The sequence below is a fragment of the Roseateles koreensis genome (assembly GCF_028595305.1).
Taxonomy (GTDB): Bacteria; Pseudomonadota; Gammaproteobacteria; order Burkholderiales; family Burkholderiaceae_C; genus Paucibacter_A; species Paucibacter_A koreensis.
On record NZ_JAQQXS010000003.1, the window covers coordinates 41474 to 66543 of the forward strand.

Genomic DNA, 25070 nt, shown 5'->3' on the forward strand with positions numbered 1-25070 from the left:
GAGCTCGCAAGGTACTGATTGGGACGCACATACCGCGATGTACGAGGCAGTCTTCACTCCAGTTGCGCCGCTTTGGCCAGGGCACGCAGCACGCATTGGTTGATCTCTTCAGCGCCCAGCATCAATTGCTCCGCCGCGCTGCGGAAGTCATACACCGACTCGTTCTCGATGGCGTGCACCAATTCAAGATAGGGCTGGTAGGGCCCGTTGCCGTCGACCAGGGCCTGGCGCACCCGCTCGGGCATAGGAATGGATTGCAGCAACTTGGAGAACGGCTGCTTGAGCATGTGGTCCAGCAGCGAGAACAGGCCGCAGATGAACATTTCGTCCCGCAACTCGTTGTCGCTCATGCTCTTGGCCAATTCTTCCATCAGCAAGCCGCGCCGCAGGGCACCGTACATGATGGGGCGCATGCTGTGGTCTTTGCTCGCTGTGGTGAGCAGCAAGGCCAGCCAGCGCTTTAAGCGGGGGTAACCCAGCAGCATGATGGCGTGGCGGAAGGAGGACACCTCCACTGGCAGCCCGAAAGCGGCCGAGTTGAGGTAGCGCAGCAGCTTGAACGCCAGGCTGGGGTCACGTTTGAGGGTTTGCTCCAACCGCTCAATGTCCTCGTCCTGGTCCACCCTGGACATCAGCTCGACAATCACCTGTAGGTCCGCCTGGATTTCGCTCTTGGGCGATCCTGGCGCTTGTTCATAAGCGCCTTGCATGGGCCAGCCCAGCACGCCTTCGGCGCCGCGTTTGAAGGCGGCATCAATGGCCTCGCTGGTGCGCAGGCCTGAGATCAGGCGCGCAAGGCGGGGCGTGCCGGCGGGCACGGTCAGGCTGGCTTCGCCTTCGTCCAGCACATTGAACTTGAAGCACGCCTCCAACTCCGGCGCCAGCGCTTGGGCCGGTGCGCCTTTGAGCAGAAGTGTGACACCCGTCGCCTTCAGTCGTTGCAGATGCGGTGCCAATTCGGCGTCGCCCGCCATGAAGGCGGGCACTTCGATCAGGATATTGGGACTGGGCTGGGCTTGCAGCAATTCACTCAGCAAGGCTTCGTTGAGCACGTTGAGTACCATGCGACCGCCACTGGCGGGCCAAATTTCGGCCATGCCGGCCAGCACCTCGTCGGCGGCCAGCTTGGCATCGGGGCGCAGGGGCATCAAGGTCAACCGGGTGGCGGTAACCATGCGCTGACGGTCGATCAGGGGTGAAAAGCCAAGCGCAACCGCGCCCAAAAAAGAATAGTTCATGTGGCCTGGGCTGTTGGAGAGGGGGTCAACCGGAGATGTACTGGAACATGTTCATGCGCTGGACCATGGCGTAGGTCTTGAGCGCGGTGTCATAGCCGGACTGCTGGTTCTGGAAATTCGAAATGCCTTGGGTCATGTCCAAGTCTTCCGCGGCCGATTGTTCGGACTTGCTGTAGAGCTTGATGGCCGACAACCGGCTTTCGGAGTTGTCCAGATTATTCATTTGTTCGCCCACCTGAGTCCGTGCATTTTGCAAGTTACTCATCACTGAATCCAAATCACGAATCCGTGCTGAATTGGACTGCGAGATCTGTGCCTGACCTCGCAAGGGCGTTTTCAGATCTGCCACCGCGCGGTCCAGTACATCAAAGACCTTGAGGGAATGGGTGGACGGCGCAACGGTGAAGCTGTCGCCGTCCACCGGTGCGCCGGAGATGGTGAATGCCATGCCGTCAGCTGAAATGGCTTTGCCCGGTGTGTAGGGGCCGGAAATCACGGAGGTGCCCAGCGTGGTGTCGTTCACCGAGTAGCTCTGCGCCGCCGGCGCGGTGCCGGTGATCTGGATGGTGTAGTCGTGCCCGGTGAGCAGGCTGGGGTCGGTGACCCGGCCGCCGTCAATCCAGCCTTTGGCGGGGTTGCCGGTGTTGGCATTGGGCGCGTCGGCGGTCACATAACTGCCATTGCCCGTGGCGGCTTGCTCCCAGGCTTGTTGCCCGTTGACGCTCAGCGGGTATTTGTCCATATTGCCGGTCTGGATGGTGCCCGGTACACCCGTGAAGCTCACGCCGCCGTTCTGGTCCAAAAAAGGCGGTGTGCTGGAGCCCTGGCCGGCGAACAGATAGCCGCCCGAGCCGTCGGGCCGATTGGCAATCGTCAGCAATTGGTCACGCAAGCCGGCGATTTTGGTGGCCAGGCCCGCACGCTCGGTGTCCGTGTAGCTGGCATTGCCGGCGGCGACCATGGCCTCGCGCACCTGTTGCAGGATTTCGTTGGAGTCGCCCAGCGCCGATTCACTGAGCGTCATGCTGTTGCGGCTGGCCTCCAGGGCGCGCTGGTTGGCGTCCACCCGGTCGATGGAGACCATGGCGCGCTCGGCACGCGCAGCGCCTGTTGGATCGTCGCTGGCTTGGGAAATTTTTTTGCCCGAGGTGAGTTGCTGCTGCGTGTCTTGCAGTTGCTGTTGCCGGCGCTGCAGGTTGGCAATGCTGGCGTCGAAGGCGCTGGCGGTTGAAACTCGCATGATGGTCTTCCTTGATCGTCTTTACTGGTCGACTTACTGGCCGGCCAACTTGAGCAGTTGGTCGAACATGCTCTGGGCTGCCTGCAACACCTTGGCTGCGGCTTGGTAGCCTTGCTGGTACTGCATCAGGCGTGAGGCTTCTTCGTCCAGGTTGACACCGGACTGGCTGGATTTGTCGGCGTCCGCATTGGCGGCCACGGTGGTGGAAACGCCGGAGAGATAGGTGGCTCCCTGCACGCGCGAGCCAATGTCGCTCATCGCCGTGGCGTAGGCGTCGTTGATGGTGCTGCCCAACGCCATGCTGCCGTCCGGCTGTAGTCGTTGACCGACAAAGGTCTCGGTCTGGATGTTCAGCATGGCCTTGGCGTTGCCGTTGTTGGCGGACGGAAACTTAGTGGCCGCCACGGTAATGTTGTCGCCCGAACGTGGCACGCCATTGAGATTGAGCTCAAACCCCAGGTCGATCGGCGGGCTGGCGTTGGGTTGGTTGCCGATGGCTTGGCCCGCGCCCCAACTGCTGCTGTAGGAGCTGCCGTCAGCCAGGGTCAGGGTGTACAGCACCTTGTTGGCATCGGCCGGGTCGGCGCCGCCGAAGGCGAGGCTCATCGGCAGTTTGGTCGCGTCGAATTTGCTGTTGACCGCGTAGATCGAGTCAATGGTGGCCGTGCCTTTGTTGTTGACATCCGTGGTGGCGGCCAGCGGTGAGGCGGCGGCAATGCCACTGGTCTGGTCCAGTGCGCGCTTCATGTTCAAGGCCGCGGCGGCCACCGGTTCAAGCTTGAATGTATCCCCCGAGGAGGGTGCTGCACCGCTGAAGTTGATTCTGAAGCCGTCCACGGTGTCGCCGTCCACCACGGTCCGCTTCACGCCGTCGCTCAGGCGAGTGAGTTGGTAGCTGCCCGCTGCGCCGCTGGGGTCGGCCTCCAACTTGTACGAACTGGCCTGCAGTTGCTTGGCGTCCGTGATGGTCATGTTGACATTCGAGGTGAATGTCCCGTCCGGGTTGCGCAGGTTGGTGTTTGCCGGCAAGGCCCGTGGGGCGCCAAAGGTAAAGAGGGGCGCGCCCTTGCCCGGAGGGTTGGACAAGTCCAGCCCAAGCGCCTGCTGGTCGTTGATGCGCGTGGCCAGGGCGGCGGACATCTGGCCCAACATGTTTTGGGCGTCTTTCAGGTCTTTGTTCTGATACTGCAGCAGGGCGGTGATCGAGCCGCCGGTCAAGATGCTGGCGTCCAACGCACGCGGGCCGGTGGTTTCACTGATGCTGACCGTGGCGGCATTGTTGTCGTAGGGGTCGGCGGTGACCGAGAGCTTTTGGGCGTTGTTGCCCAGCACCAGGCGTTGCCCGCCGCCGATGAAAACGCCCAGGGTGCCGTCGTTGGAGGGCAGGGTCGTGACTTGAACGTACTCGCTCAGCTGGGAAATCAACTGGTCGCGCTTGTCCAGCAAATCGTTGGGCGATTGCCCGGTGCCGTTGGCGGCGGCGATTTGGTTGTTGGCCGCGGCGATCTGTGCGCTGAGCTCGTTGACGACGGAGACATTGGCCTTCAAATCACTGACCACGCCGGCCTGCATGTCCACCAGTTGCTGACCCGCATTGGAGAAGCGGGCTGCCACTTCAGAGGCACTGCCCAGCACCACCTGACGGGCCGAGGGGTCGGCCGGGCGGCTGGCCACGTCTACCATGGAGTTGAGAAACTGGCTGATCGAATGCCCGATGCCGGTGTCGCCAGGCGGAAACAATTTTTCCAACTGGCCCAGCGAGGTGGCACGCGTCGAGTCCATGGTGGCCGTGGACTTGGTGCTGGCCGCTTGTTTGGTTAAAAACTCGTTGTAGGAGCGTTGCACGGTCTGCACCGTGACGCCTTTGCCGAAATAGCCCGCGCCAGTGAACTGCCCGTCAGGCGTGGTCAAGACGACGGACTGGCGCGAATAGCCGGGTGTATTGGCGTTGGCAATGTTCTGGCCCACCGTCTGCAACGCAGCCTGGTTGGCGAACATCGCCTGCACACCGATGGACAGCAATGAACTCATGCGTCAGATCCTCATGACTCTGGGGTGACGTCGATCAGGCCAGGGCGCGTTGCACACGCACCGTGGTGTTGATGACTTGGGCCAGCTTTTCGGCGTACTGGGGATCGGTGGCGTAGCCGGCCTTTTGCAGGCCACGGGCAAAGCCTTCGGCGCTACCGGTGCGCGCCTGCGCCACCACATTGCGGTAACGGTCGTTGTTGCCAATCAGCTTGGCGTAGTCTTGAAATGCCTCGGCGTAGCTGCCGTAGGCGCGAAATTTGGCGGTGACTTTCTGCGCCTTGCCGTCAATCACCTCGGTGGTCTGCACCTCGGCCACCTTGCCAGTCCAGCCCGGCGTGGCCTTGATGCCGAAGACGTTGTAGGACGGTGTGCCGTCCTTGGCGATGATTTCGCGCTTGCCCCAACCCGATTCATGCGCGGCCTGCGCCAGCATGAAGCTGGCGGGGATGCCGGTCGAAGCTTCAGCGGCCTTGGCGGCGCTGTCGTGTTTCTGGATGAAGCTCTGCACGTGCGGCGCAATGCCCTTCTTGGCCAGGGCGGGCAGGGGCTGCAAGGTGGTATTGCTCGCATCGGTCTTGTCGCTGATACCCATCTGGCGCTGCAGCTGACGGGCAATCGCGTCTGACAGACCGCCGGGCAGGCCGGTCATCTTGCCGGCGAACTGGGTGTCCAGCATCTCGGTGCCCATCTGGCTACCGGGGTTGTCCAGCATGCCGGTGGACATGGTCGAGGCGCGCATGCTTTTCATCACCTCCTGCATGAACAGCGACTCGAATTGCTTGGCCGTTTCGCGGATGTTCGATTTGGGGTCGCGTGCCGCCGCCGACCGCAGCGATTCGATGCTGCGGTTGTCGGTGCCGATATTGGATGCGCCCAGGGTGCTGCCCATATTGGCAGCCAGGGCGGCGGTAGAGATTGCCATGTCAGATCACCTCAAGCTCGGCGTTCAGCGCGCCGGCGCTTTTCATCGCCTGCAGAATGGCCAAGAGGTCTTGTGGTGTGGCGCCCAGGGAATTGAGCGCCTTCACCACCTCCGCTAACTTGACCCCGGCAGGCAGCTGAATCAACGAGCCGGGTTCTTGCTTGATCGAGATATCGGTTTTTTCCGTCACAGTGGTCTGGCCACCCGAGAAGGCATTGGGCTGGCTCACCACGGGGGTCGAGCTGATGGTGACCGACAAACTGCCATGCGCCACCGCACAGGGCGACAACGTGACGGCTTGGTTCATCACCACCGAGCCGGTGCGGGCATTGATGACAATGCGGGCCGCCGGGTCGCTGAGCTCCAGCGGGAGGTTTTCCATATCGGCGAGAAAACTCACGCGTTCATCCGGGTTGCTGGGGGCGCGCACCCGCACGACACGGCCGTCCACAGCTTGGGCAACACCAGCCCCTTTGGCCCGGTTGATGGCCAGGGCCACTGCGCGGGCGGTGTTGTAGTCGGCCGCGTTCAGGTCCAGCTGAATGAAGTCGCCGTTTTGCAGCGGTGTGGCGACTGAGCGCTCCACGCTGGCGCCTGCGGGAATGCGGCCGGCCGACAAATGGTTGATCTGCACTTTGGAGCCCCCGGCGGAGGCGCCGGCGCCGCCCACGATCAGATTGCCCTGCGCCATGGCGTAGACCTGGCCATCGGCGCCGCGCAAGGGCGTGGAGATCAGCGTGCCGCCACGCAGGCTCTTGGCATTGCCCACCGACGACACGTTGATGTCGAGTTGCTGGCCGGGTTGTGCGAAGGCGGGCAGGGAGGCCGTGACCATGACGGCGGCGATATTGCGCGGCTGCATGGTGATGCCCGGGGGCAGCATCACGCCAAACTGCTGCAGCATGGCGGTCAGGCTTTGGCCGGTGTAGGGGGCTTGGGTGGTTTGGTCGCCCGTGCCGTCCAGGCCAACGACCAGACCATAGCCGGTCAAGGAGTTGCTGCGCACGCCCTGGACCGAGGCGACTTCTTTGATGCGGGCGGCGACGGCGTTTTCAACCCATCCCAACAGGCCGGCACACAGCGCCAGGGTCAGGGCCAGCGTGTTGCGAAGGAGGTGAGATGAGGTGGTTTGCATGATGGTCGGCAAGAGGGACTCTTGCGACCGATTCTGCGCAAACTTAAGTTGGTGAAAGGTTCAAAAAGAAGCGCGACAACCAGCCTATTCCGTGCGCATCAGAGGTGGCGCCGCGGCCACGCTGCTCAATGCGCACATTCGCCACCGATGCCGAAGGCACGACATTGCCCTGCGCAATGGCGCGCGGATCGACCTGGCCCGAAAAGCGCAGAACATCGACGTTGTGGTTCACGCCGATCTGCTTTTCACCGGTGATGATCAAGTGCCCGTTGGGCAGCACGGCCGTGACTACGGCGGTGATGCTGCCAGAGAAATCGTTGGTGTTTTCGTTCGTGCCCTTGCCCGCGGCCGTTGTGGTGGAACTGGCCGTGGTAGAAGCGTTGCTGAACGCGCTGGGGCTGATGAATGGCACGGCCGAGACGCTGCCCGACAGCGTGCCGCTCTTGTTGAGCGCGCTGGTGGAGCTTTGGCTGGCGGTGACCTTTTCGACAATCTGAATCGTCACCGTGTCGCCCACCAGCCGCGCACGGTGGTCCTCGAACAAAGGCCGGTAACTGACCGATTGGTAGATCGAGCCATTGTTGGGCGCCAGATTGGGTGCCGGCGGCAGGTTCACGACCGGTGTGTACTGCAGATCGACCCGTGGCTCGGGATAGATCGTGCCGCAGGCAGCCAGGGCGGCCGACAGCAGGGCGGTGGCAAGGGTGATGGCGGAACGCTTGGCGGGCAGGATGTTCATGATCAGATCTGGGCGAGTTTTTGCAGCATCTGATCCGAGGTTTGCACCGCCTTTGAGTTCAGCTCATAGGCGCGCTGGGTCTGGATCATGGAGACCAGTTCTTCCACCACATTGACGTTGGAGGTTTCAACAAAACCTTGCTGCAGCGCTCCCAGGCCGTTGGCATTGGGCGCGCCGGTGTTGGGCGTGCCCGACGAGGCGGTTTCAGTGAATAGGTTCTGGCCCTTGGGGTCCAGGCCGGCCGGATTGACAAAGTTGGCCAGCTGAATCTGACCAAGCGTTTGCGGCGTGGCCGAACTGGGCACCGTGATGCTGACCGTGCCATCGTTGCCGATGGTCACGCTCTGCGCGTTGTTGGGAATGGTGATGCCGGGCAGCACGGTGTATCCATTGCTGGTCACGATCTGCCCCGCCGCGTCGAGCTGGAAGGAGCCGTCCCGCGTGTAGGCTGTGGTGCCATCGGGCTGCTGGATTTGAAAGAAGCCGTTGCCCTTGATCGCGAGGTCCAAATTGTTGGTGGTCTGCTGCAGGCTGCCCTGGCTGTAGATGCGCGAGGTGGCAACCGGGCGCACCCCCAAGCCGACCTGCAGGCCGGTGGGCAACTGCGTCTGCTCGGTGGTGTTGGCGCCGCTTTGCCGAAGGTTTTGATAAATCAAGTCCTCAAACACGGCGTGCGAGCGCTTGTAGCCGTTGGTGCCGACATTGGCCAGGTTGTTGGAGATGGTGTCCAGCTGGGTTTGCTGGGCCTCCATGCCGGTCTTGGCAATCCAGAGTGAGCGGATCATGGTGGGTTTCCTTTAACTTGAACCAAGCAATTTGGCCGATTGCTGACCCTGGGTCTGTGCAATCTGCAGGAGCTTCATCTGCTGTTCGAATTGGCGGGCTGCGGCAATCATGCTGACCATGGTTTCGACCGGGCTGACGTTGGAGCCTTCCAGTGCGCCGTCTTGCACGCGGGCGGCGGGGTCGGCGGGCAGATCGCCGTCGGCGGCGCGAAACAAGCCGTCGGTACCACGCGTTAGCGGCCCCTCGGGGGTGACCAACTTGAGTTTGCCGATGGAGGTAGGCCGGCCGGTGGGGGTTTTGGCGGTGACCGTGCCGTCATTGCCGATGGTCAACTCGCTGTCGGGCGGCACGTTGATGGCGCCGCCGTCGCCCTGCACCTGCAGGCCATTGCGCAGCACCAGCAAGCCTTCGGAGTTGACGTCCAGCGCGCCGGCCTTGGTGTAGGCCTCGGTACCGTCCAGCCCCTGCACGGCCAACCAAGCCTTGTCCTTCATCGCGACGTCGAGATTGCGGCCCGTAGCCATGATGGCGCCCGGGTCGGGGTTGTAGCCGGTAGTGGTTTCCAGCGCATAGGCGCGTGTGCTCGCGCCGCCGCCGTTGACGGGCACCGCGCGAAACGCCTGCAACTCGGCCCGAAAGCCGTTGGTGGACACGTTTGCAAGGTTGTTGGCCAGGGTGTCCTGTCGTTGCATGGAGGCTTTGGCGCCCGCCATCGACAGGTAAATCATGCGGTCCATGGCACCTCCTGCTCAGCGTGTGGGTGGTGCATCATCAACGCAGGTTGACGATGGTCTGCAGCACCTGGTCCTGGGTTTTGATCGACTGCGCATTGGCCTGATAGGCGCGCTGGGCAGTCACCATATTCACCAGTTCGGCGGTCAGGTCGACGTTGGATTCTTCCAGGGCGCCCGACTGCAGCTTGCCCATATTGCCGTCGCCTGGCACGCCCACCACTGCATCGCCCGAGGCGAAGGTGCGGGCCCAAACGTTGCCGCCCATGGGCTGCAAGCCTTGCGGGTTGCGGAAGCTGGCGAGTTCCACCTGGCCGGCGGGCTTGGACTGTCCGTTGGAGTAACGCGCCATCACGACGCCACCGGAGTCGATCTGGATGCCGGAGAGCTGGCCTGGCGCATAGCCGTTCTGCGTCAAATTGGTCACGGCGAAGCTGGAGCCGTTTTCGCTGGCCCCGGTCATGTCGAAGGCCACGCCGGTGATGGGCAAGGTGTCGGCGCCCGCGGCGTTTTTTCCGGCCGGAATTTCCATGTCCACACTGGTGGTGGGCGCAATGGGTGCACCGCCGTTGGCTGAGAAGGTCACCGTGCTCCAGGGCGTTGTGGGGTTGCCGAAGGCGTCGGTGCCAATGGCGTTGCCGCTTGAATCGGTTGTGAAATTGGCGCCATTGGCGGTGGCAAAGATGTTCCAGGTGGTGCTGCCGTCTGCCGCGGTCGCCGCCTTTTGAAAGTACAGCGTCACGGCCACGTCCTGGCCCTTGGCGTCATAGGCGGTGAGGGAGGTGGCGTTGTTGTAGGTCAGCGGGCTTTTCAGGTCGATGCCACCTGCAGCCGGCGTGGTGACCGCAGCGCGTGAATCCAGATTGAATTCGGTCGTGACCTTGCTGGTCACCTGCGGTGCAATGCCCGAGGTGGGCAGCTTCAATGCCTGCGCCAAACCTGGCTGGATGGTGCCGGAGCCGTCTGCCGGATAGCCCAGCAACTGCAACTGATTGTTATTGACGATATAACCATTGCGGTCCACTTTGAATTGGCCGTTGCGGCTGTACTCGACGGGGCTCTTGCCGTCGCTGAGCTGAAAAAAGCCGCCGCCGTTGATCGCAAGGTCCATCGGGCTGCTGGTTGTGGTGATATTGCCCTGCGTGAATTGCTGTGCCACCGACGCCAAGCTGGTACCGATGCCGACGTTGTTGGTGCCGGCGCCTGTCAGCGCGCCCGCATAGACGTCTTGAAATTCAGCGCGCGATGACTTCGCCCCGTAGGTGCTGGAGTTGGCGATGTTGTTACCAATGACGTCCAGATTTTTGCTGGATGCGTTGAGACCGGAAAGACCTTGTTGGAAGCTCATGATGAATCCTGTGTGCGCTAGTGCTTGTACGGGCGGGGCGGCTGGGGTTGCGGGTCAGTCGACGGTGCTGACCTTGCTGTAGTCGGTCAAGCCGGCGTTTTGCAGTTCCAGTTGCAAGGTGGTGCCACTGGTGTTGACGGCCACGACCTTGTCCTGGGCGTAGGTGGTGCTGGTGACGGGCGCTGAGCCATTGGTGGCGGTGATGCGGAAGGTGTAGGCCGCTGTGGTGTCGAGCGTGGAGGGCGGTGTCCAGGTGAAGTTCTGGCGGCCCTTGCCCTCGGCGCCGAGTTGCTGGGTGTCGACCACGACACCGGCGCTGTTCAGCACGTCCAGCTTGACGGCGTTGGCCGATGAACTCAGGTCATAACTGCCTTTGCCAGCGCCACTGCTCAGATTGAGTTGGTTGCCTGCAAAGCTGACCGTGCGGCCCACCAGGGAGACGCTTTGCAGCGCCTGCATCTGGTTGAACTGCGAGCCCAGCGACTTCATCGTGGTGTCCAAGGTGCTGATGCCGCTCACCGTCTGGATTTGCGCCATCTGGCTGGTCACCTGGGCATTGTCCATGGGGTTCATGGGGTCTTGGTTCTTCATCTGCGCCACCAGCAGCTTTAAAAAGCGATCCTGCGTGTCCGCCGCCGTGGTGGTGGTGCCGGTGCCTGAGGACGTGGAGGTGGCCGTGGCCGCCGTGCCCGTCTTGCTCGTGGTGGTGTTGAGGGTGGTGAAGTCCATGGCGGGCTCTCGGTTTGGGTGCGGTGTTTGCGCGGTTCAGAGCGGTTCAGTACCGATCAAGACTGTCCGAGCTGCAGGGTCTTGAGCAACAGGCTCTTGGCTGTGCTCATGACCTCGATATTGTTTTGGTAGGAGCGCGAGGCCGAGATCATGTTGACCATCTCTTCCACCGTGTTGACGTTGCTGTAGGTCACGTAGCCGTCGGCATCGGCTTGTGGGTGCTTGGGGTCGAGCACCTTGCGGCCGGGTGTCTGGTCTTCGCTGATATTGCTGACACGGACGCCAGCGGCAGCCAGGTCGTTGCCCGCCCCCACCAAGGCGGTTTGAAACACCACTTGGCGGGCCTTGTAGGGCTGGCCATCGGGCCCGGCCACGGTGTCGGCATTGGCCAAATTGCTGGCCACCACATTGAGCCGCTGGCTTTGGGCGCTGACCGCGCTGCCGGCGACGTTGAAAATTTGAAACATCGACATGGTCTTGCTCCTTCAGCCCAAGGCTCAGGCCGCGTTGGGCGACTTCATGGCGTCCAGTGCAAAACGCACCGAACTGTTGATGAAGCGCAGCGTGGCCTCGTATTTGACCGAGTTGTCTGCAAAGCTGGCACGTTCGCGATCCATATCGACTGAGTTGCTGTCCAGATTGGTTTGCGCTGAAGTGGAATACAGCAAGTCGGTGTCGCTGCGTGAGCCGGCTGGCGGTGTGATGTGGCCGCTTTGTGTCGTGGCCAGGGCGCCGGGCTGACCCGCTGAAGGGGTGGCAGAAGTGGCGTCGAGCAAGGCCTTGGAGAAATTCATGTCGCGGGCCTGGTAGCCCGGGGTGTCCGCATTGGCGATATTGCTGGCGAGCATGCGTTGGCGCTCCGACCGCAAGGCCAGGGCCTGGGTCTGAAAATTCAACGTGTCAGTCAATCGGTTCAGCATGGTGCGACTCCTTCCATTCATCATTCGGCGTGCAGTGCGGCAGGCGACAAGCCTGAGGCGGAATGCGGGCCCATGACGATGTGACTGGATTGTGTTTTCCGTCGCAGCAAAACATTAGCGGGAATAGCAGCACCTTTGCTGCGCAATTCGAGCTTAGGCGCGTTGCCGGGCGGGTCTAAAGTTCAGCCATGTTTCAAATTCGCCCTCAATCCACAGCGCATGTCGGCCTCACCGTCGCACAGCGTGTGCTAGAGCTTTGTGCCGGGCTGGTGATGGCTTTTGCCGTGATCTGGATGGCGGTTCAGCAGGCGGAAGCACAGACACAAATGCAGATGCAGGCACCGACACAAGACGTCGGGGCGGCCGCTGGATTGAGCCTTGACTTGATGAACCAGGTGCAGCAAATGGCCACGAGCGGCGCCCATGCGGGCATGCCGGGCGATGCAAAATCTCAAGCTCGCATCGAGGTGGAGGTGGGCAAGCTGGATCCGCGCCTCAGGTTGGCGCCCTGCAACCAGATTCAACCCTATCTGCCCGCCGGTCTCCAGATGTGGGGCCGCACGCGTATCGGCCTGCGCTGCCTGGCGGGAGCGTCGCGGTGGAATGTGAGCGTGCCGGTGCGGGTCAAGGTGTATGCCAAGGCCATTGTGGCGATCGACCCCCTGGCTGCGGGGACGCCGTTGACTCAAGCGCAGCTGGCTTTGGCCGAAATAGACATAGCGGCCGAGCCTGGCGCGGTGTTCAATGACCCCGCTGCCTTGGAGGGCCGGACCTTGCTGAAGCCCTTGGCTGCCGGTGAGGCGGTGCGCAATAGCGCGCTGAAGCAGCGGCAAGTCTTTGCCGCCGGTGACAGGGTAACGGTCATGGCAACCGGTGCCGGCTATGCTGTAGCTGGCGAAGGCCAGGCGCTGAGCGCGGGGGTTGAAGGACAGAATGTCAAGATTCAATTCGAAAACGGCCGGGTCGTAACAGGCCGGGCGATTGCAGAACGGCGCGTCGAGGTGCTCATGTGAGCGACTCTCGCTGCGATGGATTTGTCCAAAATTTGCTGTTGAAAGTCCTAAAGGTTTCGTGTTTCGGGTCGATACACCGGATAACGTAGTGAGGTTGGGGCCCGCCCCAGCCTATGGAGAACATCATGAAGATCGCTAACAGCCCAGACATTGCCGCGACAGCGCTCGGGACGGAGAAATCCGCCTCAGGCACGTCCGGACGTGCCACGGCGACTGGACAAGGTGCCGTGCAGGGGGGCAGCAAAGCCCCGCAGGCCAGCGCCACCATTCAGTTGTCGAGTACGGCCACCAAATTGTTGCAAGGCGTTGCGGATGACGGCAGCTTCGATACGGCCAAGGTTGACCGCATCTCGCAGGCCATCACAGACGGCAAGTTCACCGTCAATGCGGAAGCCGTTGCCGACAAGCTGATCGCCAATGCACAGGAATTGATGGGACGGATGTCAGCGCATTGAGGCGCAACCCGCCTTGACGGGTCGGTCGGCTTGCCGTGCTGATCCAGCCCTGACAAACAACCCGGTGCGCCGCAAGGCGCGGACCGAAGCATTCTCAACGCCTGACGGCGGGGATAGCCATGCAAGTTTTGCCGCATTCCGATACAACAACCGCTGAGCTGAGTGCTCAACTTGAGCAGCCGCTGATGGAGGTTGAGTCTTGCCTGAATCTGCTGGGTGAAGCGTTGTTGCGCCGCGATACGCTCGCCATCGAGCAAAACGCTGCCAAGCTCCACCAAGCCCTGGCTCAGGCCATTTCTGCGTTCAGCGAAGCCGCCCGAAATGGTTCTGTGCCGCCTCATCTGCGTCATCGTTTGGTTCAGGCAGGTGGCCGGGTCGCCGCGCAGCGTGAATCCCTGGCGCGCGCGACGGCCGCCCTGGACCGTGCGATTGATGTGCTGATGCCCGGTGACACCACGGGCCTGTATTCGGCGCTGGGCAAGAATGAGCGCAAGATCCTGGGGGGATCGATTCAGGCCTGATGTTTGAATTGAGCGTTGAGCTCGACAGCGCTCCCCCCTACAAAAGCCACGCTCGCGTGGCTTTTTGCTTTCAGCGCGTGGCTTTGCGGCTCACGCAATCCAGGTAGGCGTGGCCGTCCGGTGGCAGGCCGCTGCGCTGCGAGGCCCAGATCATCTCGCCCAGGCAGTCCATGGCCGCATGGTGGGCTTCATGCAGAGAGTTACGCTTGGCGGCGAGCAGGTCGACGGCCTGGCGGATCCCATGCGGCTGGTCAATCGAGTGTTGCTCGCTGATGGTCAGGTGCATGGATAAGTGCAAAAACGGGTTGGTGCGGCCTTCTTCGACGCTGTAGACGGCGGCGAGTGCGGCGGCTTCATCGGCCAGCTCCGCGTGATATTCAGGGTGCTCCTGAATCCAGTCGGCCGCAATCACCTCCATGGGGATCAGCGGCGCCCCTTCGCGCAGCTTGCGGTAGGTGCTGCAGAAAAAACGGCGAACTTCGAGTTGGGACGGTGCAAACATGCCCGTATTGTCGCTGCTACCGATTGGGCCTACGTGCGTTGGGCTTACCAACCGTCGGGCGGCGGCGCGGCACGGCGCCGTTCGCGGTCAGCACGCTCCTGCGCGAACAGACCCTCCAGCTGCGCGCGGCCTTGTTTGGCTTGCGCCATCAGGGCCGCTCGGTCGCGCGCAATCGGCACATAGCTTTCGATCTGCGCCAGGTTGTGCTGCCGGAATCGCCAGGCCAGATTACGGGCGGCATGCGGCTGCAGCCCCAGCAACTCCAGCACGCTGCGGGCGCTCATCAAGGCGGCGTCCAGGGTTTCCCGTTCGATCAGGGTGACGCCCAACTCGCGCAGCCGGTAGAAATGCTGCACATTGCGGGCACGCGCCACCACCTGGAGTTGCGGAAAGTGGGCGCGGGCCAGCTCCGCGATCGTCAGGCTCTGCGCGACATCGTCGACCGCGAGCACCAGAATCTTCGCCTCTGCCGCACCGGCACTGCGCAGCAGGTCCAGGCGGGTGGCATCGCCGAAAAACACGCGCCAGCCGAATTGGCGCATCACGTCGATCATCTCCGCATCCTGGTCCAGCACGGTGGCCTCGAAACCGTTGGCGTACAGCATGCGGCCGACGATTTGGCCATAGCGGCCAAAGCCCGCAATGATGATGGGCGACGGGCTCGGTGGTTCGGGCGTCGGACCTTTGGCCGCCGCGCGGCGCGTCAGGCGCGGCATCAGGCGCCGGTCGGTGAGTGACAGCAGCAAAGGCGTGCAGGCCAGCGACAGGGCTACGGCGGCGACCAGGGCCGAGTGCTGGGTGGCGTCGATCAGGCCGGACGATTGCGCCAGCTGGAACACCACAAAACCAAATTCCCCGCCTTGGGCCAGCAGGATGACAAAGGCCGGACGCTCCAGCAGTGGAATCTTCATCCAACCGGCCATCAGGGTCAACAGCAGGCTCTTGAGCATCAGCAGGGCCGCCAGCAAGCCCAGCACCTGTGTGGGGTGGGTGAGCAGCACGCGCAGGTCCAGGCCCATGCCTACGGCGATGAAGAACAGGCCCAGCAGCAATCCCTTGAACGGTTCCAGGTCGGTTTCCAGCTCACGCCGGTATTCGCTGTCAGCCAGCAGCACGCCGGCCAGAAAGGCGCCCAGTGCCATCGACAGCCCAACACTGTGCATCAGCGCCGCAGTCCCCAGCACCAGCAGCAGGGCTGCAGCGGTGAAGATCTCTGGCGTCTTGCTGCGTGCAATCCAGCGCAGCGCCGGCCGCAGGGCCAGGCGTCCGCCGAAGACGATCGCCAGCACCATGCCCAGCGCCTTGGCGGCCTGCCAGCCGCTGGAGTCCGCGGTGTTGGGCACGCTGGCCGCCACGATAGGCACCAGGGCCAGCACCGGGATGGCGGCGATGTCCTGCAGCAGGGCCACGCTGAGGATGGCTTCGCCGGCCGTGGTGCGACCGAGGTTGCGCTCAGCCAGCACCGCCATGGCCACGGCGGTCGACGACATGGCCAACCCCAGGCTGACGATCAGGGCCAGCCGCCAGGGAATTCCGAGCAGCAGCGCGAGGGCCAGCAGCAGTGCGGTACACCCCAGCAGCTGCAGCGAACCCCAGCCAAAAATCGGCCGCCGCAGGGCCCACAGTCGCTTGGGCTCAAGCTCCAGGCCGACCAGGAACATCATCAGCACCACGCCGAATTCGGCGACTTCCAGAATCGTTGCCGGCGCGCTCACCAGCCCCAGCACTGCCGGGCCGATCAGCACTCCCGCCACCAGGTAGCCGAGGATGGCCCCCAGGCGCAGCCACCGGGCCAGGGGGACGGCCAAAACCGCCGCAGCGAGAAACACCAACGGCAGTTGCAGTAAGTTGTGTTCGGGCATGTCAGGCGACCTCGTCGTTGAGCGGTCCGAACAGGGGCATGGGCAGGGGGCTGAAGAGTGCGGGGCGGGCGTCCAGATCGATCTCGGGCGGCAATGGCCGTGCGTCCTGCTGCCCGTAGTTCAGCAATTGCTGCACAAACTCGAGCGCATGCTGGTGCAGCTCGGCCTCGCTGTAGCGGTGGGCGCCATAAAGCAGGCGCGGCGGGTGGTAATGCATGCCGCAAAGCCGGGCAATCTGGGCGTAGGGCAGCAGAAACTGTTCCAGCGCATGGCCGTGGTGGCCGCTGGCGCTGTACGCCTCGGGCGAGCCGCCGGCGGAGGTGACCAACCACAGCGTCTTGCCCCGCAGGGCCTGCCCGCCCGGGCCGTAGGCCCAGCCGAATTGCAGCACCTCGTCAACCCACAGTTTCAGCAGCGCGGGCATGCCGTACCAATGCAGCGGGTGCAGCAGCACCAGGGTGTCGGCCTCCGCCAGGGCTTGGCGTTCGGCGGCGGTGTCGATGGCGTAGTCGGGGTACAGCTGGTACAGGTCACGCAGCGTGATGGGCGTGTTGCCGGCTTGTTGTGCTGCTCGTACGGCTCGCACAATCGCTTGCGTCACGCGCGACTGCGCCAAATCAGGGTGGGCCAGAAGGAGAGTGATGCGAGTCATGCCTGCAAGCCTACCTCACGGCAAGCCCGAGCGAATGGCGGCAAGCTACCATTGCGATCGAGTGACTTTGAAGAAGGAAGCGTCATGCCCGTGATTCTGGTTGCCAATCCCAAAGGTGGCGTTGGCAAAAGCACCTTGGCCACCAATATTGCGGGCGGCCTGGCTTGGCGTGGCCATCAAGTCATGCTGGGTGATGTGGACAAGCAGCAGTCCTCCCGCCGATGGCTGGCGCAGCGCCCGGCGCAGCTGCCTTGGATTCAAGGCTGGGATTTTGAAGGCGACCTGACCGTCAAGCCACCCAAAGGGGTCACCCATGTGGTGATCGATACGCCTGCGGGCTTGGATGGCAAAAAGCTCAAAGCCCTTTGCAAGTTGGCAGACAAGATCATCATCCCGCTGCAGCCCAGCATGTTCGACATCCAGGCCAGCTTTGATTTCGTGCGCCAGCTGCAAGAGCAAGAGCACAAGAAGCACTTTCCGACCCTGGGCCTGGTGGGCATGCGGGTGAAAGAGGGCACCTTGTCACTGGACCAGCTCCAGCAGTTTCTGCCCCGCATGAATGTGCCGTTGATCGGTTTCCTGCGTGACACGCAGAACTATGTGCAACTGGCCGCGCGCGGCTTGACGCTGTGGGACGTGGCACCGAGCCGGGTCGAGCGTGATCTGCAGCAATGGTCCCCTTTGATGACTTGGCTGGAGCAACGGGATGCGTGAGTTTGAAACCTTGGCCGAATTGGCCGGTTGTGTGGGGCAAGAAATCGGTGTGAGCGACTGGGTGTTGGTCGATCAGGCGCGCATTCAGCAATTTGCGGATGCCACCGAAGACCAGCAATGGATTCACACCGACCCGCAGCGGGCGGTGGCCGGTCCTTTCGGCGCCACCATTGCGCACGGTTTTCTGACCCTGAGTTTGTTGCCGCGGTTCTTTGAAACTGGCTTTCGTGTGAAGTCCGTTCGCATGGGCATCAACTATGGCTTGGGCCGCGTGCGGTTTCCGGCTCCGGTTCCGGTGGGCAGTCGCTTGCGGGGCCATTTCAAGCTGAAGACGCTGGAGCCTGTGGACGGTGGCGTGCAGCTCACGGTTGTCGTCACGGTCGAGCGTGAGGGGTCGGAGCGCCCCGTGTGCATTGCCGAGTCATTGACCCGCCAGTATGAATAGGCCGGGCACAAGGCAAGACGATGCCCATTGATTTCGGCCGCCGCCTGACCGGCCCGGACCGTTCGGTCGGGGCCAACCGGCAATTGGGCTGGACGCTCGCCTTCATCGCGGGCGCGACCAATGCGGGCGCTTTTTTGGCTGTCAAGCAATACACCTCGCACATGACGGGCATGGTGTCGTCGCTGGCGGATTCATTGGTGCTGGGCGACTTTGCTGTGGCGGCCGGTGCTTTTGGGGCCCTCATTTCTTTTCTGATGGGTGCGGCTTGTTGTGCGATCTTGATCAACTTTGCGAGGCGACATCAGCTGCGCAGCCAGTTCGCCATGCCCTTGCTGCTGGAGGCCTTGTTGTTGTTGCTGTTCGGGTTGATCGGCGCGCAGTTGTCGACCGTGCGCGGCCTTTTCGTGTCGGTCACGGTCATGCTGCTGTGCTTCATGATGGGCTTGCAGAACGCGGTGATCACCAAGGTCTCACGGGCAGAAATCCGGACCACCCACGTCACGGGTCTCGTTACCGACATCGGCATCGAATTGGGCAAGTTGCTGTACTGGAATCGGCTACAGGTCGACCCTGCCTTGCACGTGTTTGCCGACCGCGCGCGGCTGCGTGTGTTGTTGCTGTTGGTGTTGGCCTTTCTCGCGGGCGGTCTTGTGGGTGCGCTGGGGTTTCAGCGCCTGGGCTATGCCATGACTTTGCCCTTGTCCCTGATTTTGGTGTTGCTGGCGAGTGTTCCGGTGGTCGATGACGTGCGTGCGGGCCTTGCGGGGCGTGGCCCTTGACCTATCATCGGCGCCATTGAGGGCCAGGCCCCCGTGACGAAGGGCGCGAATGAGGGTGTTGCTGATTGACGATCATCCTTTGATCTTGTCCGCATTGAAGGTCTTGATCGAAGGCTTCGATAAAGGGATTCAGGTGGAGCTGGCGGAAAGTGCCGCAGAGGCACGCCAGATGCTTCAAACCCATCAGCAGGTTGATCTGGTCTTGCTCGACCTTCAGTTGGGCGACGCCAACGGTTTTGATGTGCTGGACGAGTTGCGGCTGAGCTACCCGGACTTGCCGGTGGTGGTCATCTCGGGCTCTGAACTCGCCACGGACGCCATCCGCGCCATCGATCAAGGCGCCATGGGCTTCATCCCCAAACGCCATAGCTGCGAGTTGCTGGCGCAGGCTTTGCAACTGGTGATGAGTGGCGGCATTTATGTGCCCGCGCTGAATTTGGATGATGACGCCGCGCTGGACGGCGCCGGCCCTTCGGCCGCACCGTCTTTCGTGCGAGGCTGCCCTGAAGAGTTTTTGGCCCCGAGTGCGCAGACCCGCATCGACTTGGCCAGTTTGTCGCTGACCCGTCGGCAAACCGATGTGCTGGCCTTGCTATTGCAGGGCAAGCCCAACAAATTGATCGCGCGTGACTTGGGGCTGTCGGTTGAAACCATCAAGGACCATGTGGCCGCGGTGCTGAAGGCCTTGGGCGTGGGCACGCGAACGCAGGCCGTGCTGGCGGTGGGGCTACGGGCTCATCCGGCGGCGGGCCCGCTCTTTCTGAGCTGGAAGCGCGATCCGTCTTGATCTGGCCTCATTGGGCGCGATGAGGGCTTGCCTGGCGCAAGCGCTGAGCTTCAAAAATCCTCAACTGGGCTGGTAGGCGAGTCGCACATAGATGGGGGCGAAGGCCTCGGCCTGGGTGATTTCCAGCAAGCGCTCCCGCGCCAGCTCCAGCATGGCGATGAAGGTCACCACCAGCACGGCTTGCCCCCGGCTCACATCGAACAAATGCTCGAACTCGACGAAGCGTTTGCCCTGTAGGCGGCGCAGCACGATACTCATGTGCTCGCGCACAGAGAGTTGCTCGCGAGTGATGCGGTGGTGCTGGTTCAGCTTCGCGCGTTTGAGAATGTCCAGCCAGGCTTCGCGCAAATCATTGGCGTCGACGTCGGGAAAGCGCGGCTGCAGTGACTGCTCGATGTGCACCTGCGCACGCTGAAAATCCCGGCCCAGCACCGGCAGGGCGTCGAGCCTGGCGGCGGCGAGTTTGATTTGCTCATATTCCAGCAATCGCCGCACCAGTTCGGCACGCGGGTCTTCGGGTTCGCTGCCGTCGTCGGTTTTCTTGGGCGGCAGCAACATGCGGGACTTGATCTCGATCAGCATGGCGGCCATCAGCAGGTATTCGCTCGCCAACTCGAGGTTGTGCTTGCGCAGTTGATCGACGTAGCTAAGGTACTGCCGCGTGACGTCAGCCAGCGGAATGTCCAAGATATTGAAATTCTGGCGCCGGATCAGGTACAGCAGCAGATCCAGCGGCCCCTGGAATGCTTCGAGAAACACCTCCAGCGCATCGGGTGGGATGTAGAGATCCAGCGGCATTTGAAACAGCGGCTCGCCATACAGGCGGGCCACTGCGACGCTGTCCACGGTATCGGGCAGGCCCGTTACCTCTTGTTCGGCCTCAGCCAATGGCGGCAGGCGCAACTCGGCACTGGCGCTCACAGGGTCGGACCGGTCTTACTTGGAGCGGGTCTGGTAGACGTAGGGCTGCTGGGCCACGCGCGCGGCGCGGTAGTCGGCCTGGGCGCTGCGGTCCACCGATTTGTCCCACAGCAGGGCGCGGCCGGCCAATTGCTCTTGCTCCAGCGTCGGGCGTTGAGCCTTCAGTGCATCGATGAAGTTGCTGGCTTCGGACTTGTAGGCTTTCCAGAACAATGGCATGGCAGTGTGGATTCAAGGTGGAGGGCAGAGACACCCATTATTTTACCGCGGCCTTGGCCGGCGCAATGTGCAGGCGGGTCAGCAGCCAGTCGGATAACTCCGGATAGATGCCCTGGGGGCCCAGCGCCTGCGCCAGCCCGCCGCGTTCGATCAGGCTGGCGGGCTGTGCATTGAGTCCGCACAGTACCAGTCTTTGCCCTTGGCGCGTCAGCACCTTGTGCAGCTGCCCCAGGGCGTCCAGGCCGGAGGTGTCCATGGAGATCAGCATCTGCGCATCCAGCACCAGGGTCTGGCATTCGCTGCCCAGCGCTTCCGCCAGGCCTTCCACTTTGCCGACGGCGCCAAAAAAGAGTGAGCCGTAGAGCTGATAGATGCGGGTATCACGCGCCACAGCGGCGGCCAGGTTGGCGGTGTCCAGCGCCTCAACTTTGAACAAGGTGCTCATGCGATAGATGAAAAACACGCAGGCCAGCACCAAGCCGACTTCCACCGCCACGGTCAGGTCGAACACCACCGTCAACACAAATGTGCCGAGCAAAATCGTCCGGTACGGCAGGCTGAAATGGCGCAGGCGCGCAAATTCATGCCATTCGCCCATGTTCCACGCCACCACCAACAAGATTCCCGCCAGCGCGGCCAACGGGATGTCCGCGGCCAGTGGCGCGGCCACCAACATGATGATCAGCAGGCAGGCGGCATGAACCATGCCAGCCACCGGGCTGCTGCCTCCCGCCCGTACATTGGTGACGGTGCGGGCAATGGTGCCGGTGGCCGGGATGCCTCCAAAAAACGGGGCGACGATGTTGGCGATGCCTTGGGCCATCAACTCCTGGTTGGGATCGTGGCGCTTAAATTCGGTGAGGTTGTCCGCCACCCGGGCGCAGAGCAGCGATTCAATCGCACCCAGCAGGGCGATAGTTACCGTGGGCATGAACAGCAGCCGGGCGCCGCTCCAGCTGAATTCGGGCAAGGCAAAATTGGGCAAGCCTTGCGGAATACCGCCAAATCGCGTGCCGATAGTCTCCAACGGCAGCTTGAGAATTTGGGTGAGCACGGTGGCGCCCACCAGGGCGATGACGGTGCCGGGCAATTGCGACATCCAACGCTTGAGTTGCGGCCCAAGACCCACGGCGGCCCGGTCCATGGCGTAGGTCTTGGGCCACAGTACGACGATCAACATGCAAGCGCCGCCCACCACCGGTGCCCAGGGCTGGGTGTCCCGCCAATGCGCGCCCAGAACGGCCAGCTGGCTGAAGAAGTCTGCCGGCATCTTGGCGATGTTCAGCCCGAGAAAGTCTTTGAGCTGAGACAGGCCAATCAACACTGCGATGCCATTGGTAAAGCCGATGACGATGCTGACCGGGATGTAGCGCACCAGCGCGCCCAACCGTAGCGCCCCCATGCTCAAAAGCAGAAAGCCCGCCAGGATGGTGGCAATGAGCAAGTTACCCAGGCCATACCGTTGCTGGATGCCGTAGATGATGACGATGAACGCGCCGGCGGGCCCGCCGATCTGCACATTGGAGCCGCCCAGGGCCGAGATCAGAAAGCCCGCGATGATGGCGGTGAACACCCCTTGCTCAGGCTTCACCCCCGAGGCGATGGCGAAGGCCAGGGCCAGGGGCAGCGCTACCACGCCGACTGTGAAGCCAGCGCCCAGGTCCGCGAGAAAACGGGCGCGCGAGTAGTCTTTCAGCAGGTCCAGCGCGCGGGGCTGGAAGGGGTGCAGGGTGGGCGGCATGGTCGGAGCAGTTGTTCCGATCATTCTGCGCCTGCGCGCGGCTTGCGCTATCCGGGTGGCCCCCGATGTGGGCGGGTTACCGTGGCTTTCATGCGGCTCAAATAGGCTGTATTTACTGGCCGCTCAAGCCGCTGTAAAACCGCAGATTTCAGCGCACCCGCATGCCCGGCTGTGCGCCCGGGAAGGGCTCCAGCACAAAGATGCCCGGCGTGGCTTTTTCGTCGGCATGGCTGGCTGCCAGCACCATGCCTTCGCTGATGCCGAATTTCATTTTTCGGGGCGCTAGGTTGGCCACCATCACCGTCAGTTTGCCTTCAAGTTGCTCGGGCTTGTAGGCCGACTTGATGCCGCTGAATACGTTGCGCAGGCGGCCTTCACCTGCGTCGAGTGTCAGGCGCAGCAGTTTGTCGGAGCCTTCCACCGTCTCGGCCTTGACGATCTTGGCAATGCGCAGGTCGACCTTGCTGAAATCGTCGATCTTGATCTCGGGGGCGATGTCTTCGCCGCCGGGCACCACCTTGGGCGGTGGCGGGGCCTCGAACAGGGCTTCGACCACTTTCATGTCCACCCGCTGCATCAGGTGCTCGTAGGTTCCGATTTGATGGGCGCCCAGGGCGCGTGCGGCATCCGCGAATTGCAGGGGCTCGACACGCAGGAAGGCCTCGACCTTGGTGGCCAGCGCGGGCAGCACCGGCTTCAGGTAGATCGTGAGCAGGCGGAAGGCTTCGATGCAGACGCTGCACACATCGTGCAACACGGCTTCTTGGCCTTCTTGCTTGGCCAGGTCCCAGGGCTTGTTTTGGTCGACGAATTCATTGACGCGGTCGGCCAGCAGCATGGTTTCACGCAGGGCCTTGCCGAACTCGCGCTCTTCATACAACTCGCCGATGGTGGCGGCATGCGCACGCAGGCCGTCCAGCAAGGCCCGGCCTTCCACACCCAAGTCGGCCGACAGATGCCCGCCGAAGCGCTTGGTCAGGAAGCCGGCCGCACGCGAGGCGATATTGATGTACTTGCCCACCAAGTCGCTGTTGATGCGTGCGACGAAGTCTTCCGGGTTGAAGTCAATGTCTTCCACCCGGCTGTTGAGCTTGGCAGAGATGTAGTAGCGCAGCCATTCGGCGTTAAGACCCAGTCCGAGATATTTCATCGGGTCAAGCCCGGTGCCGCGGCTCTTGCTCATTTTCTCGCCGCCGTTGACGGTCATGAAGCCGTGCACGAACACATGGTCGGGCGTTTTGCGGCCGCTGAAGTGCAGCATGGCCGGCCAGAACAGAGTGTGGAAGTAGGTAATGTCCTTGCCGATGAAGTGGACCTGCTCCACCGCTTCGTCGGCCATGAATGCATCAAAGTCGCGGCCGGTCTTGCCGAAGTAATTTTTCAGCGAGGCCAGGTAACCGATGGGGGCGTCCAGCCAGACGTAGAAATACTTGCCCGGTGCGTCGGGGATTTCGATGCCGAAATAGGGCGCGTCGCGGCTGATGTCCCAGTCGCCCAGGCCGCCTTTGCCCTCTTCATCTTTGGTGAACCATTCTTTGATCTTGTTGAAGACCTCGCCTTGCAGGCGACCCGGTGTTTGGGTCCACTCTTCAAGAAAGGCGATGCAGCGCGGGTCGCTCAGCTTGAAGAAGTAGTGTTCGGAGCTTTTCAGCACCGGGGTGGCGCCGGTCAGCACCGAATACGGATGGGTCAGCTCGGTGGGCGAGTAGACCGCGCCGCAGACTTCGCAAGAATCGCCGTATTGGTCTTTGGCGCCGCACTTGGGGCATTCGCCTTTGATGAAGCGGTCGGGCAGGAACATCGACTTTTCAGGGTCGAAGAACTGCTCGATGGACTTCACGTCGATCAACTCTTGGCGGCGCAGGGCGCGGTACACGTCCTTGGATAATTCGTGGTTTTCAGCGCCGTCGGTGGAGTGCCAGTTGTCGAAGCTGATGTGAAAGCCGTCGAGATAAGGCTTGCGGCCCGAGGCGATGTCGGCCACGAATTGCTGGGGCGTCTTGCCTGCTTTTTCTGCGGCAATCATGATAGGTGCGCCGTGGGCGTCGTCGGCGCAGACAAAGTGCACCTCTTGTCCCATCATGCGCTGAAAGCGCACCCAGACGTCGGCCTGGGTGTACTCCATGATGTGGCCAATGTGGAAATTGGCGTTGGCGTAGGGCAGTGCGGTGGTGACGAATAGCTTGCGGGTCATGGTGACTTTTCAGAACCCGGCTGCAGCGCCAGGCAGTCCGTCATTTTAAGGGCAGACCCTCGGGCGGTCAGACAACATGCCAGTAAAACCGCAGGCAGTTGGGTTCGAGGTGGGCCTGAGCGCCCTCAATATCGAGCCCCGCAGTGCCCCAGCCGCGAGCGCAAATCAAGCGCTGGGTGAGCCTTCGGAGGACGGTGTGCCTTCGCCTTCGCCTTCGGCGGCGGGGGCTTGGTCGCCAGCATCGCCCTCAGCGCCAGGGTTGTCACCCTCGGGCTTGTTGGCTTTGCGTTGGCGCTTTTCTTCGGTCTTGCGTTTCTTGGCCAGCTCGCGTTGGCGTTTTTCGTATGAGTAGTTGGGTGTGGCCAAGGCCGTGCTCCTGCAAGAGGCCCGCGATGCGCGGGTTTGCCTTCAATGTAACCGCAGCGGGGACTTTCCCTGAGCGCGCG

General features: G+C 62.5%; 27 protein-coding genes. 7 read left to right on the top strand and 20 right to left on the bottom strand.

Features of this window, described 5'->3' with window-relative positions:
- Positions 1-53 precede the first annotated feature (53 nt).
- From PRZ01_RS03645 to flgB, 12 genes are read right to left on the bottom strand one after another with little or no spacing between them, the layout of a single operon-like run.
- Positions 54-1238 carry an EAL and HDOD domain-containing protein gene (locus PRZ01_RS03645; protein WP_273595408.1) on the bottom strand — a complete coding sequence of 395 codons (1185 nt, stop codon included), beginning with the start codon at positions 1236-1238 and terminating at the stop codon, positions 54-56.
- Between the two features lie 25 nt (positions 1239-1263).
- On the bottom strand, positions 1264-2478 hold the full coding sequence (gene flgL, locus PRZ01_RS03650) for a flagellar hook-associated protein FlgL (RefSeq protein ID WP_273595409.1): 1215 nt from the start codon (positions 2476-2478) through the stop codon (positions 1264-1266).
- 33 nt (positions 2479-2511) lie between these two features.
- The gene (flgK, locus tag PRZ01_RS03655; RefSeq protein WP_273595410.1) at positions 2512-4509 is read right to left on the bottom strand and encodes a flagellar hook-associated protein FlgK; all 1998 of its coding nucleotides are present in this window, start codon (positions 4507-4509) and stop codon (positions 2512-2514) included.
- A gap of 34 nt (positions 4510-4543) precedes the next feature.
- Entirely contained in the window at positions 4544-5431 is an 888-nt protein-coding gene (flgJ, locus tag PRZ01_RS03660) for a flagellar assembly peptidoglycan hydrolase FlgJ (RefSeq protein ID WP_273595411.1), read from the bottom strand.
- A 1-nt stretch (position 5432) separates the two neighbouring features.
- Complete coding sequence (locus tag PRZ01_RS03665; RefSeq protein ID WP_273595412.1) at positions 5433-6566, bottom strand: flagellar basal body P-ring protein FlgI; 1134 nt, start codon at positions 6564-6566, stop codon at positions 5433-5435.
- A gap of 43 nt (positions 6567-6609) precedes the next feature.
- Positions 6610-7305 carry a flagellar basal body L-ring protein FlgH gene (locus PRZ01_RS03670; protein ID WP_273595413.1) on the bottom strand — a complete coding sequence of 232 codons (696 nt, stop codon included), beginning with the start codon at positions 7303-7305 and terminating at the stop codon, positions 6610-6612.
- A gap of 2 nt (positions 7306-7307) precedes the next feature.
- Complete coding sequence (flgG, locus tag PRZ01_RS03675) at positions 7308-8090, bottom strand: flagellar basal-body rod protein FlgG (RefSeq protein ID WP_273595414.1); 783 nt, start codon at positions 8088-8090, stop codon at positions 7308-7310.
- A 12-nt stretch (positions 8091-8102) separates the two neighbouring features.
- Entirely contained in the window at positions 8103-8828 is a 726-nt protein-coding gene (locus tag PRZ01_RS03680) for a flagellar basal body rod protein FlgF (protein WP_273595415.1), read from the bottom strand.
- 34 nt (positions 8829-8862) lie between these two features.
- On the bottom strand, positions 8863-10170 hold the full coding sequence (gene flgE, locus PRZ01_RS03685) for a flagellar hook protein FlgE (RefSeq protein ID WP_273595416.1): 1308 nt from the start codon (positions 10168-10170) through the stop codon (positions 8863-8865).
- 54 nt (positions 10171-10224) lie between these two features.
- The gene (locus tag PRZ01_RS03690) at positions 10225-10899 is read right to left on the bottom strand and encodes a flagellar hook assembly protein FlgD (RefSeq protein WP_273595417.1); all 675 of its coding nucleotides are present in this window, start codon (positions 10897-10899) and stop codon (positions 10225-10227) included.
- Between the two features lie 56 nt (positions 10900-10955).
- Positions 10956-11372: a flagellar basal body rod protein FlgC gene (gene flgC / locus PRZ01_RS03695; RefSeq protein ID WP_273595418.1), complete on the bottom strand. Its 417-nt coding sequence runs from the start codon at positions 11370-11372 to the stop codon at positions 10956-10958.
- Between the two features lie 24 nt (positions 11373-11396).
- On the bottom strand, positions 11397-11819 hold the full coding sequence (flgB, locus tag PRZ01_RS03700) for a flagellar basal body rod protein FlgB (protein WP_273595419.1): 423 nt from the start codon (positions 11817-11819) through the stop codon (positions 11397-11399).
- A 188-nt stretch (positions 11820-12007) separates the two neighbouring features.
- Between flgB and flgA the strand changes: the two genes are divergently transcribed.
- The 3 genes from flgA (at position 12008) to PRZ01_RS03715 (ending at position 13808) form a co-directional block, all read left to right on the top strand.
- Positions 12008-12832, top strand: coding sequence for a flagellar basal body P-ring formation chaperone FlgA (flgA, locus tag PRZ01_RS03705; RefSeq protein ID WP_273595420.1), 825 nt, complete (start codon positions 12008-12010; stop codon positions 12830-12832).
- Between the two features lie 125 nt (positions 12833-12957).
- Entirely contained in the window at positions 12958-13287 is a 330-nt protein-coding gene (flgM, locus tag PRZ01_RS03710; RefSeq protein ID WP_273595421.1) for a flagellar biosynthesis anti-sigma factor FlgM, read from the top strand.
- Between the two features lie 119 nt (positions 13288-13406).
- Complete coding sequence (locus PRZ01_RS03715) at positions 13407-13808, top strand: hypothetical protein (protein WP_273595422.1); 402 nt, start codon at positions 13407-13409, stop codon at positions 13806-13808.
- A gap of 70 nt (positions 13809-13878) precedes the next feature.
- Here the strand turns inward: PRZ01_RS03715 and PRZ01_RS03720 are convergent, their stop codons facing one another.
- From PRZ01_RS03720 to kefF, 3 genes are read right to left on the bottom strand one after another with little or no spacing between them, the layout of a single operon-like run.
- Positions 13879-14310, bottom strand: coding sequence for a DUF1841 family protein (locus tag PRZ01_RS03720; protein ID WP_273595423.1), 432 nt, complete (start codon positions 14308-14310; stop codon positions 13879-13881).
- Positions 14311-14354: 44 nt separating this feature from the next.
- Entirely contained in the window at positions 14355-16172 is a 1818-nt protein-coding gene (gene kefC, locus PRZ01_RS03725; protein WP_273595424.1) for a glutathione-regulated potassium-efflux system protein KefC, read from the bottom strand.
- Position 16173: 1 nt separating this feature from the next.
- Positions 16174-16824: a glutathione-regulated potassium-efflux system oxidoreductase KefF gene (gene kefF, locus PRZ01_RS03730; RefSeq protein ID WP_273595425.1), complete on the bottom strand. Its 651-nt coding sequence runs from the start codon at positions 16822-16824 to the stop codon at positions 16174-16176.
- A gap of 84 nt (positions 16825-16908) precedes the next feature.
- On the opposite strand from kefF, the gene PRZ01_RS03735 reads away from it, so the two are divergent.
- Genes PRZ01_RS03735 through PRZ01_RS03750 form a run of 4 tightly spaced genes read left to right on the top strand, consistent with a single transcriptional unit; the run spans position 16909 to position 19549 of the window.
- On the top strand, positions 16909-17538 hold the full coding sequence (locus tag PRZ01_RS03735; RefSeq protein ID WP_273595426.1) for a ParA family protein: 630 nt from the start codon (positions 16909-16911) through the stop codon (positions 17536-17538).
- Positions 17531-17983, top strand: coding sequence for a MaoC family dehydratase (locus PRZ01_RS03740; protein ID WP_273595427.1), 453 nt, complete (start codon positions 17531-17533; stop codon positions 17981-17983). Before PRZ01_RS03735 ends, PRZ01_RS03740 begins: the two co-directional genes overlap by 8 nt.
- Positions 17984-18003: 20 nt before the next feature.
- A complete protein-coding gene (locus PRZ01_RS03745) occupies positions 18004-18762 on the top strand; it encodes a YoaK family protein (protein WP_273595428.1) in 759 nt (252 codons plus the stop codon).
- A 49-nt stretch (positions 18763-18811) separates the two neighbouring features.
- Positions 18812-19549 (top strand): response regulator, encoded by a 738-nt coding sequence (locus PRZ01_RS03750; protein ID WP_273595429.1) that lies wholly within the window; start codon positions 18812-18814, stop codon positions 19547-19549.
- 60 nt (positions 19550-19609) lie between these two features.
- On the opposite strand, the gene PRZ01_RS03755 is transcribed toward PRZ01_RS03750, so the two are convergent.
- The 5 genes from PRZ01_RS03755 to PRZ01_RS03775 all read right to left on the bottom strand — a co-directional run bounded on the left by PRZ01_RS03755 (position 19610) and on the right by PRZ01_RS03775 (position 24990).
- On the bottom strand, positions 19610-20470 hold the full coding sequence (locus PRZ01_RS03755) for a segregation and condensation protein A (protein WP_409993800.1): 861 nt from the start codon (positions 20468-20470) through the stop codon (positions 19610-19612).
- A 15-nt stretch (positions 20471-20485) separates the two neighbouring features.
- Positions 20486-20689 carry a DUF3460 family protein gene (locus PRZ01_RS03760; RefSeq protein WP_273595430.1) on the bottom strand — a complete coding sequence of 68 codons (204 nt, stop codon included), beginning with the start codon at positions 20687-20689 and terminating at the stop codon, positions 20486-20488.
- A gap of 37 nt (positions 20690-20726) precedes the next feature.
- Positions 20727-22430, bottom strand: coding sequence for a SulP family inorganic anion transporter (locus PRZ01_RS03765; protein WP_273595431.1), 1704 nt, complete (start codon positions 22428-22430; stop codon positions 20727-20729).
- A gap of 148 nt (positions 22431-22578) precedes the next feature.
- Positions 22579-24624, bottom strand: a complete 2046-nt coding sequence (gene metG / locus PRZ01_RS03770; RefSeq protein ID WP_273595432.1) for a methionine--tRNA ligase — start codon at positions 24622-24624, stop codon at positions 22579-22581.
- Between the two features lie 165 nt (positions 24625-24789).
- Positions 24790-24990, bottom strand: a complete 201-nt coding sequence (locus PRZ01_RS03775) for a hypothetical protein (RefSeq protein ID WP_273595433.1) — start codon at positions 24988-24990, stop codon at positions 24790-24792.
- Positions 24991-25070: the final 80 nt, after the last annotated feature.

Excerpts from the sequence above, each read along its gene's own strand:
- PRZ01_RS03645 (WP_273595408.1), bottom strand. The coding sequence starts at position 1,238 with ATGAACTATTCTTTTTTGGGCGCGGTTGCGCTTGGCTTTTCACCCCTG.
- flgL (WP_273595409.1), bottom strand. The coding sequence starts at position 2,478 with ATGCGAGTTTCAACCGCCAGCGCCTTCGACGCCAGCATTGCCAACCTG.
- flgK (WP_273595410.1), bottom strand. The coding sequence starts at position 4,509 with ATGAGTTCATTGCTGTCCATCGGTGTGCAGGCGATGTTCGCCAACCAG.
- flgJ (WP_273595411.1), bottom strand. The coding sequence starts at position 5,431 with ATGGCAATCTCTACCGCCGCCCTGGCTGCCAATATGGGCAGCACCCTG.
- PRZ01_RS03665 (WP_273595412.1), bottom strand. The coding sequence starts at position 6,566 with ATGCAAACCACCTCATCTCACCTCCTTCGCAACACGCTGGCCCTGACC.
- PRZ01_RS03670 (WP_273595413.1), bottom strand. The coding sequence starts at position 7,305 with ATGAACATCCTGCCCGCCAAGCGTTCCGCCATCACCCTTGCCACCGCC.
- flgG (WP_273595414.1), bottom strand. The coding sequence starts at position 8,090 with ATGATCCGCTCACTCTGGATTGCCAAGACCGGCATGGAGGCCCAGCAA.
- PRZ01_RS03680 (WP_273595415.1), bottom strand. The coding sequence starts at position 8,828 with ATGGACCGCATGATTTACCTGTCGATGGCGGGCGCCAAAGCCTCCATG.
- flgE (WP_273595416.1), bottom strand. The coding sequence starts at position 10,170 with ATGAGCTTCCAACAAGGTCTTTCCGGTCTCAACGCATCCAGCAAAAAT.
- PRZ01_RS03690 (WP_273595417.1), bottom strand. The coding sequence starts at position 10,899 with ATGGACTTCACCACCCTCAACACCACCACGAGCAAGACGGGCACGGCG.
- flgC (WP_273595418.1), bottom strand. The coding sequence starts at position 11,372 with ATGTCGATGTTTCAAATTTTCAACGTCGCCGGCAGCGCGGTCAGCGCC.
- flgB (WP_273595419.1), bottom strand. The coding sequence starts at position 11,819 with ATGCTGAACCGATTGACTGACACGTTGAATTTTCAGACCCAGGCCCTG.
- flgA (WP_273595420.1), top strand. The coding sequence starts at position 12,008 with ATGTTTCAAATTCGCCCTCAATCCACAGCGCATGTCGGCCTCACCGTC.
- flgM (WP_273595421.1), top strand. The coding sequence starts at position 12,958 with ATGAAGATCGCTAACAGCCCAGACATTGCCGCGACAGCGCTCGGGACG.
- PRZ01_RS03715 (WP_273595422.1), top strand. The coding sequence starts at position 13,407 with ATGCAAGTTTTGCCGCATTCCGATACAACAACCGCTGAGCTGAGTGCT.
- PRZ01_RS03720 (WP_273595423.1), bottom strand. The coding sequence starts at position 14,310 with ATGTTTGCACCGTCCCAACTCGAAGTTCGCCGTTTTTTCTGCAGCACC.
- kefC (WP_273595424.1), bottom strand. The coding sequence starts at position 16,172 with ATGCCCGAACACAACTTACTGCAACTGCCGTTGGTGTTTCTCGCTGCG.
- kefF (WP_273595425.1), bottom strand. The coding sequence starts at position 16,824 with ATGACTCGCATCACTCTCCTTCTGGCCCACCCTGATTTGGCGCAGTCG.
- PRZ01_RS03735 (WP_273595426.1), top strand. The coding sequence starts at position 16,909 with ATGCCCGTGATTCTGGTTGCCAATCCCAAAGGTGGCGTTGGCAAAAGC.
- PRZ01_RS03740 (WP_273595427.1), top strand. The coding sequence starts at position 17,531 with ATGCGTGAGTTTGAAACCTTGGCCGAATTGGCCGGTTGTGTGGGGCAA.
- PRZ01_RS03745 (WP_273595428.1), top strand. The coding sequence starts at position 18,004 with ATGCCCATTGATTTCGGCCGCCGCCTGACCGGCCCGGACCGTTCGGTC.
- PRZ01_RS03750 (WP_273595429.1), top strand. The coding sequence starts at position 18,812 with ATGAGGGTGTTGCTGATTGACGATCATCCTTTGATCTTGTCCGCATTG.
- PRZ01_RS03760 (WP_273595430.1), bottom strand. The coding sequence starts at position 20,689 with ATGCCATTGTTCTGGAAAGCCTACAAGTCCGAAGCCAGCAACTTCATC.
- PRZ01_RS03765 (WP_273595431.1), bottom strand. The coding sequence starts at position 22,430 with ATGCCGCCCACCCTGCACCCCTTCCAGCCCCGCGCGCTGGACCTGCTG.
- metG (WP_273595432.1), bottom strand. The coding sequence starts at position 24,624 with ATGACCCGCAAGCTATTCGTCACCACCGCACTGCCCTACGCCAACGCC.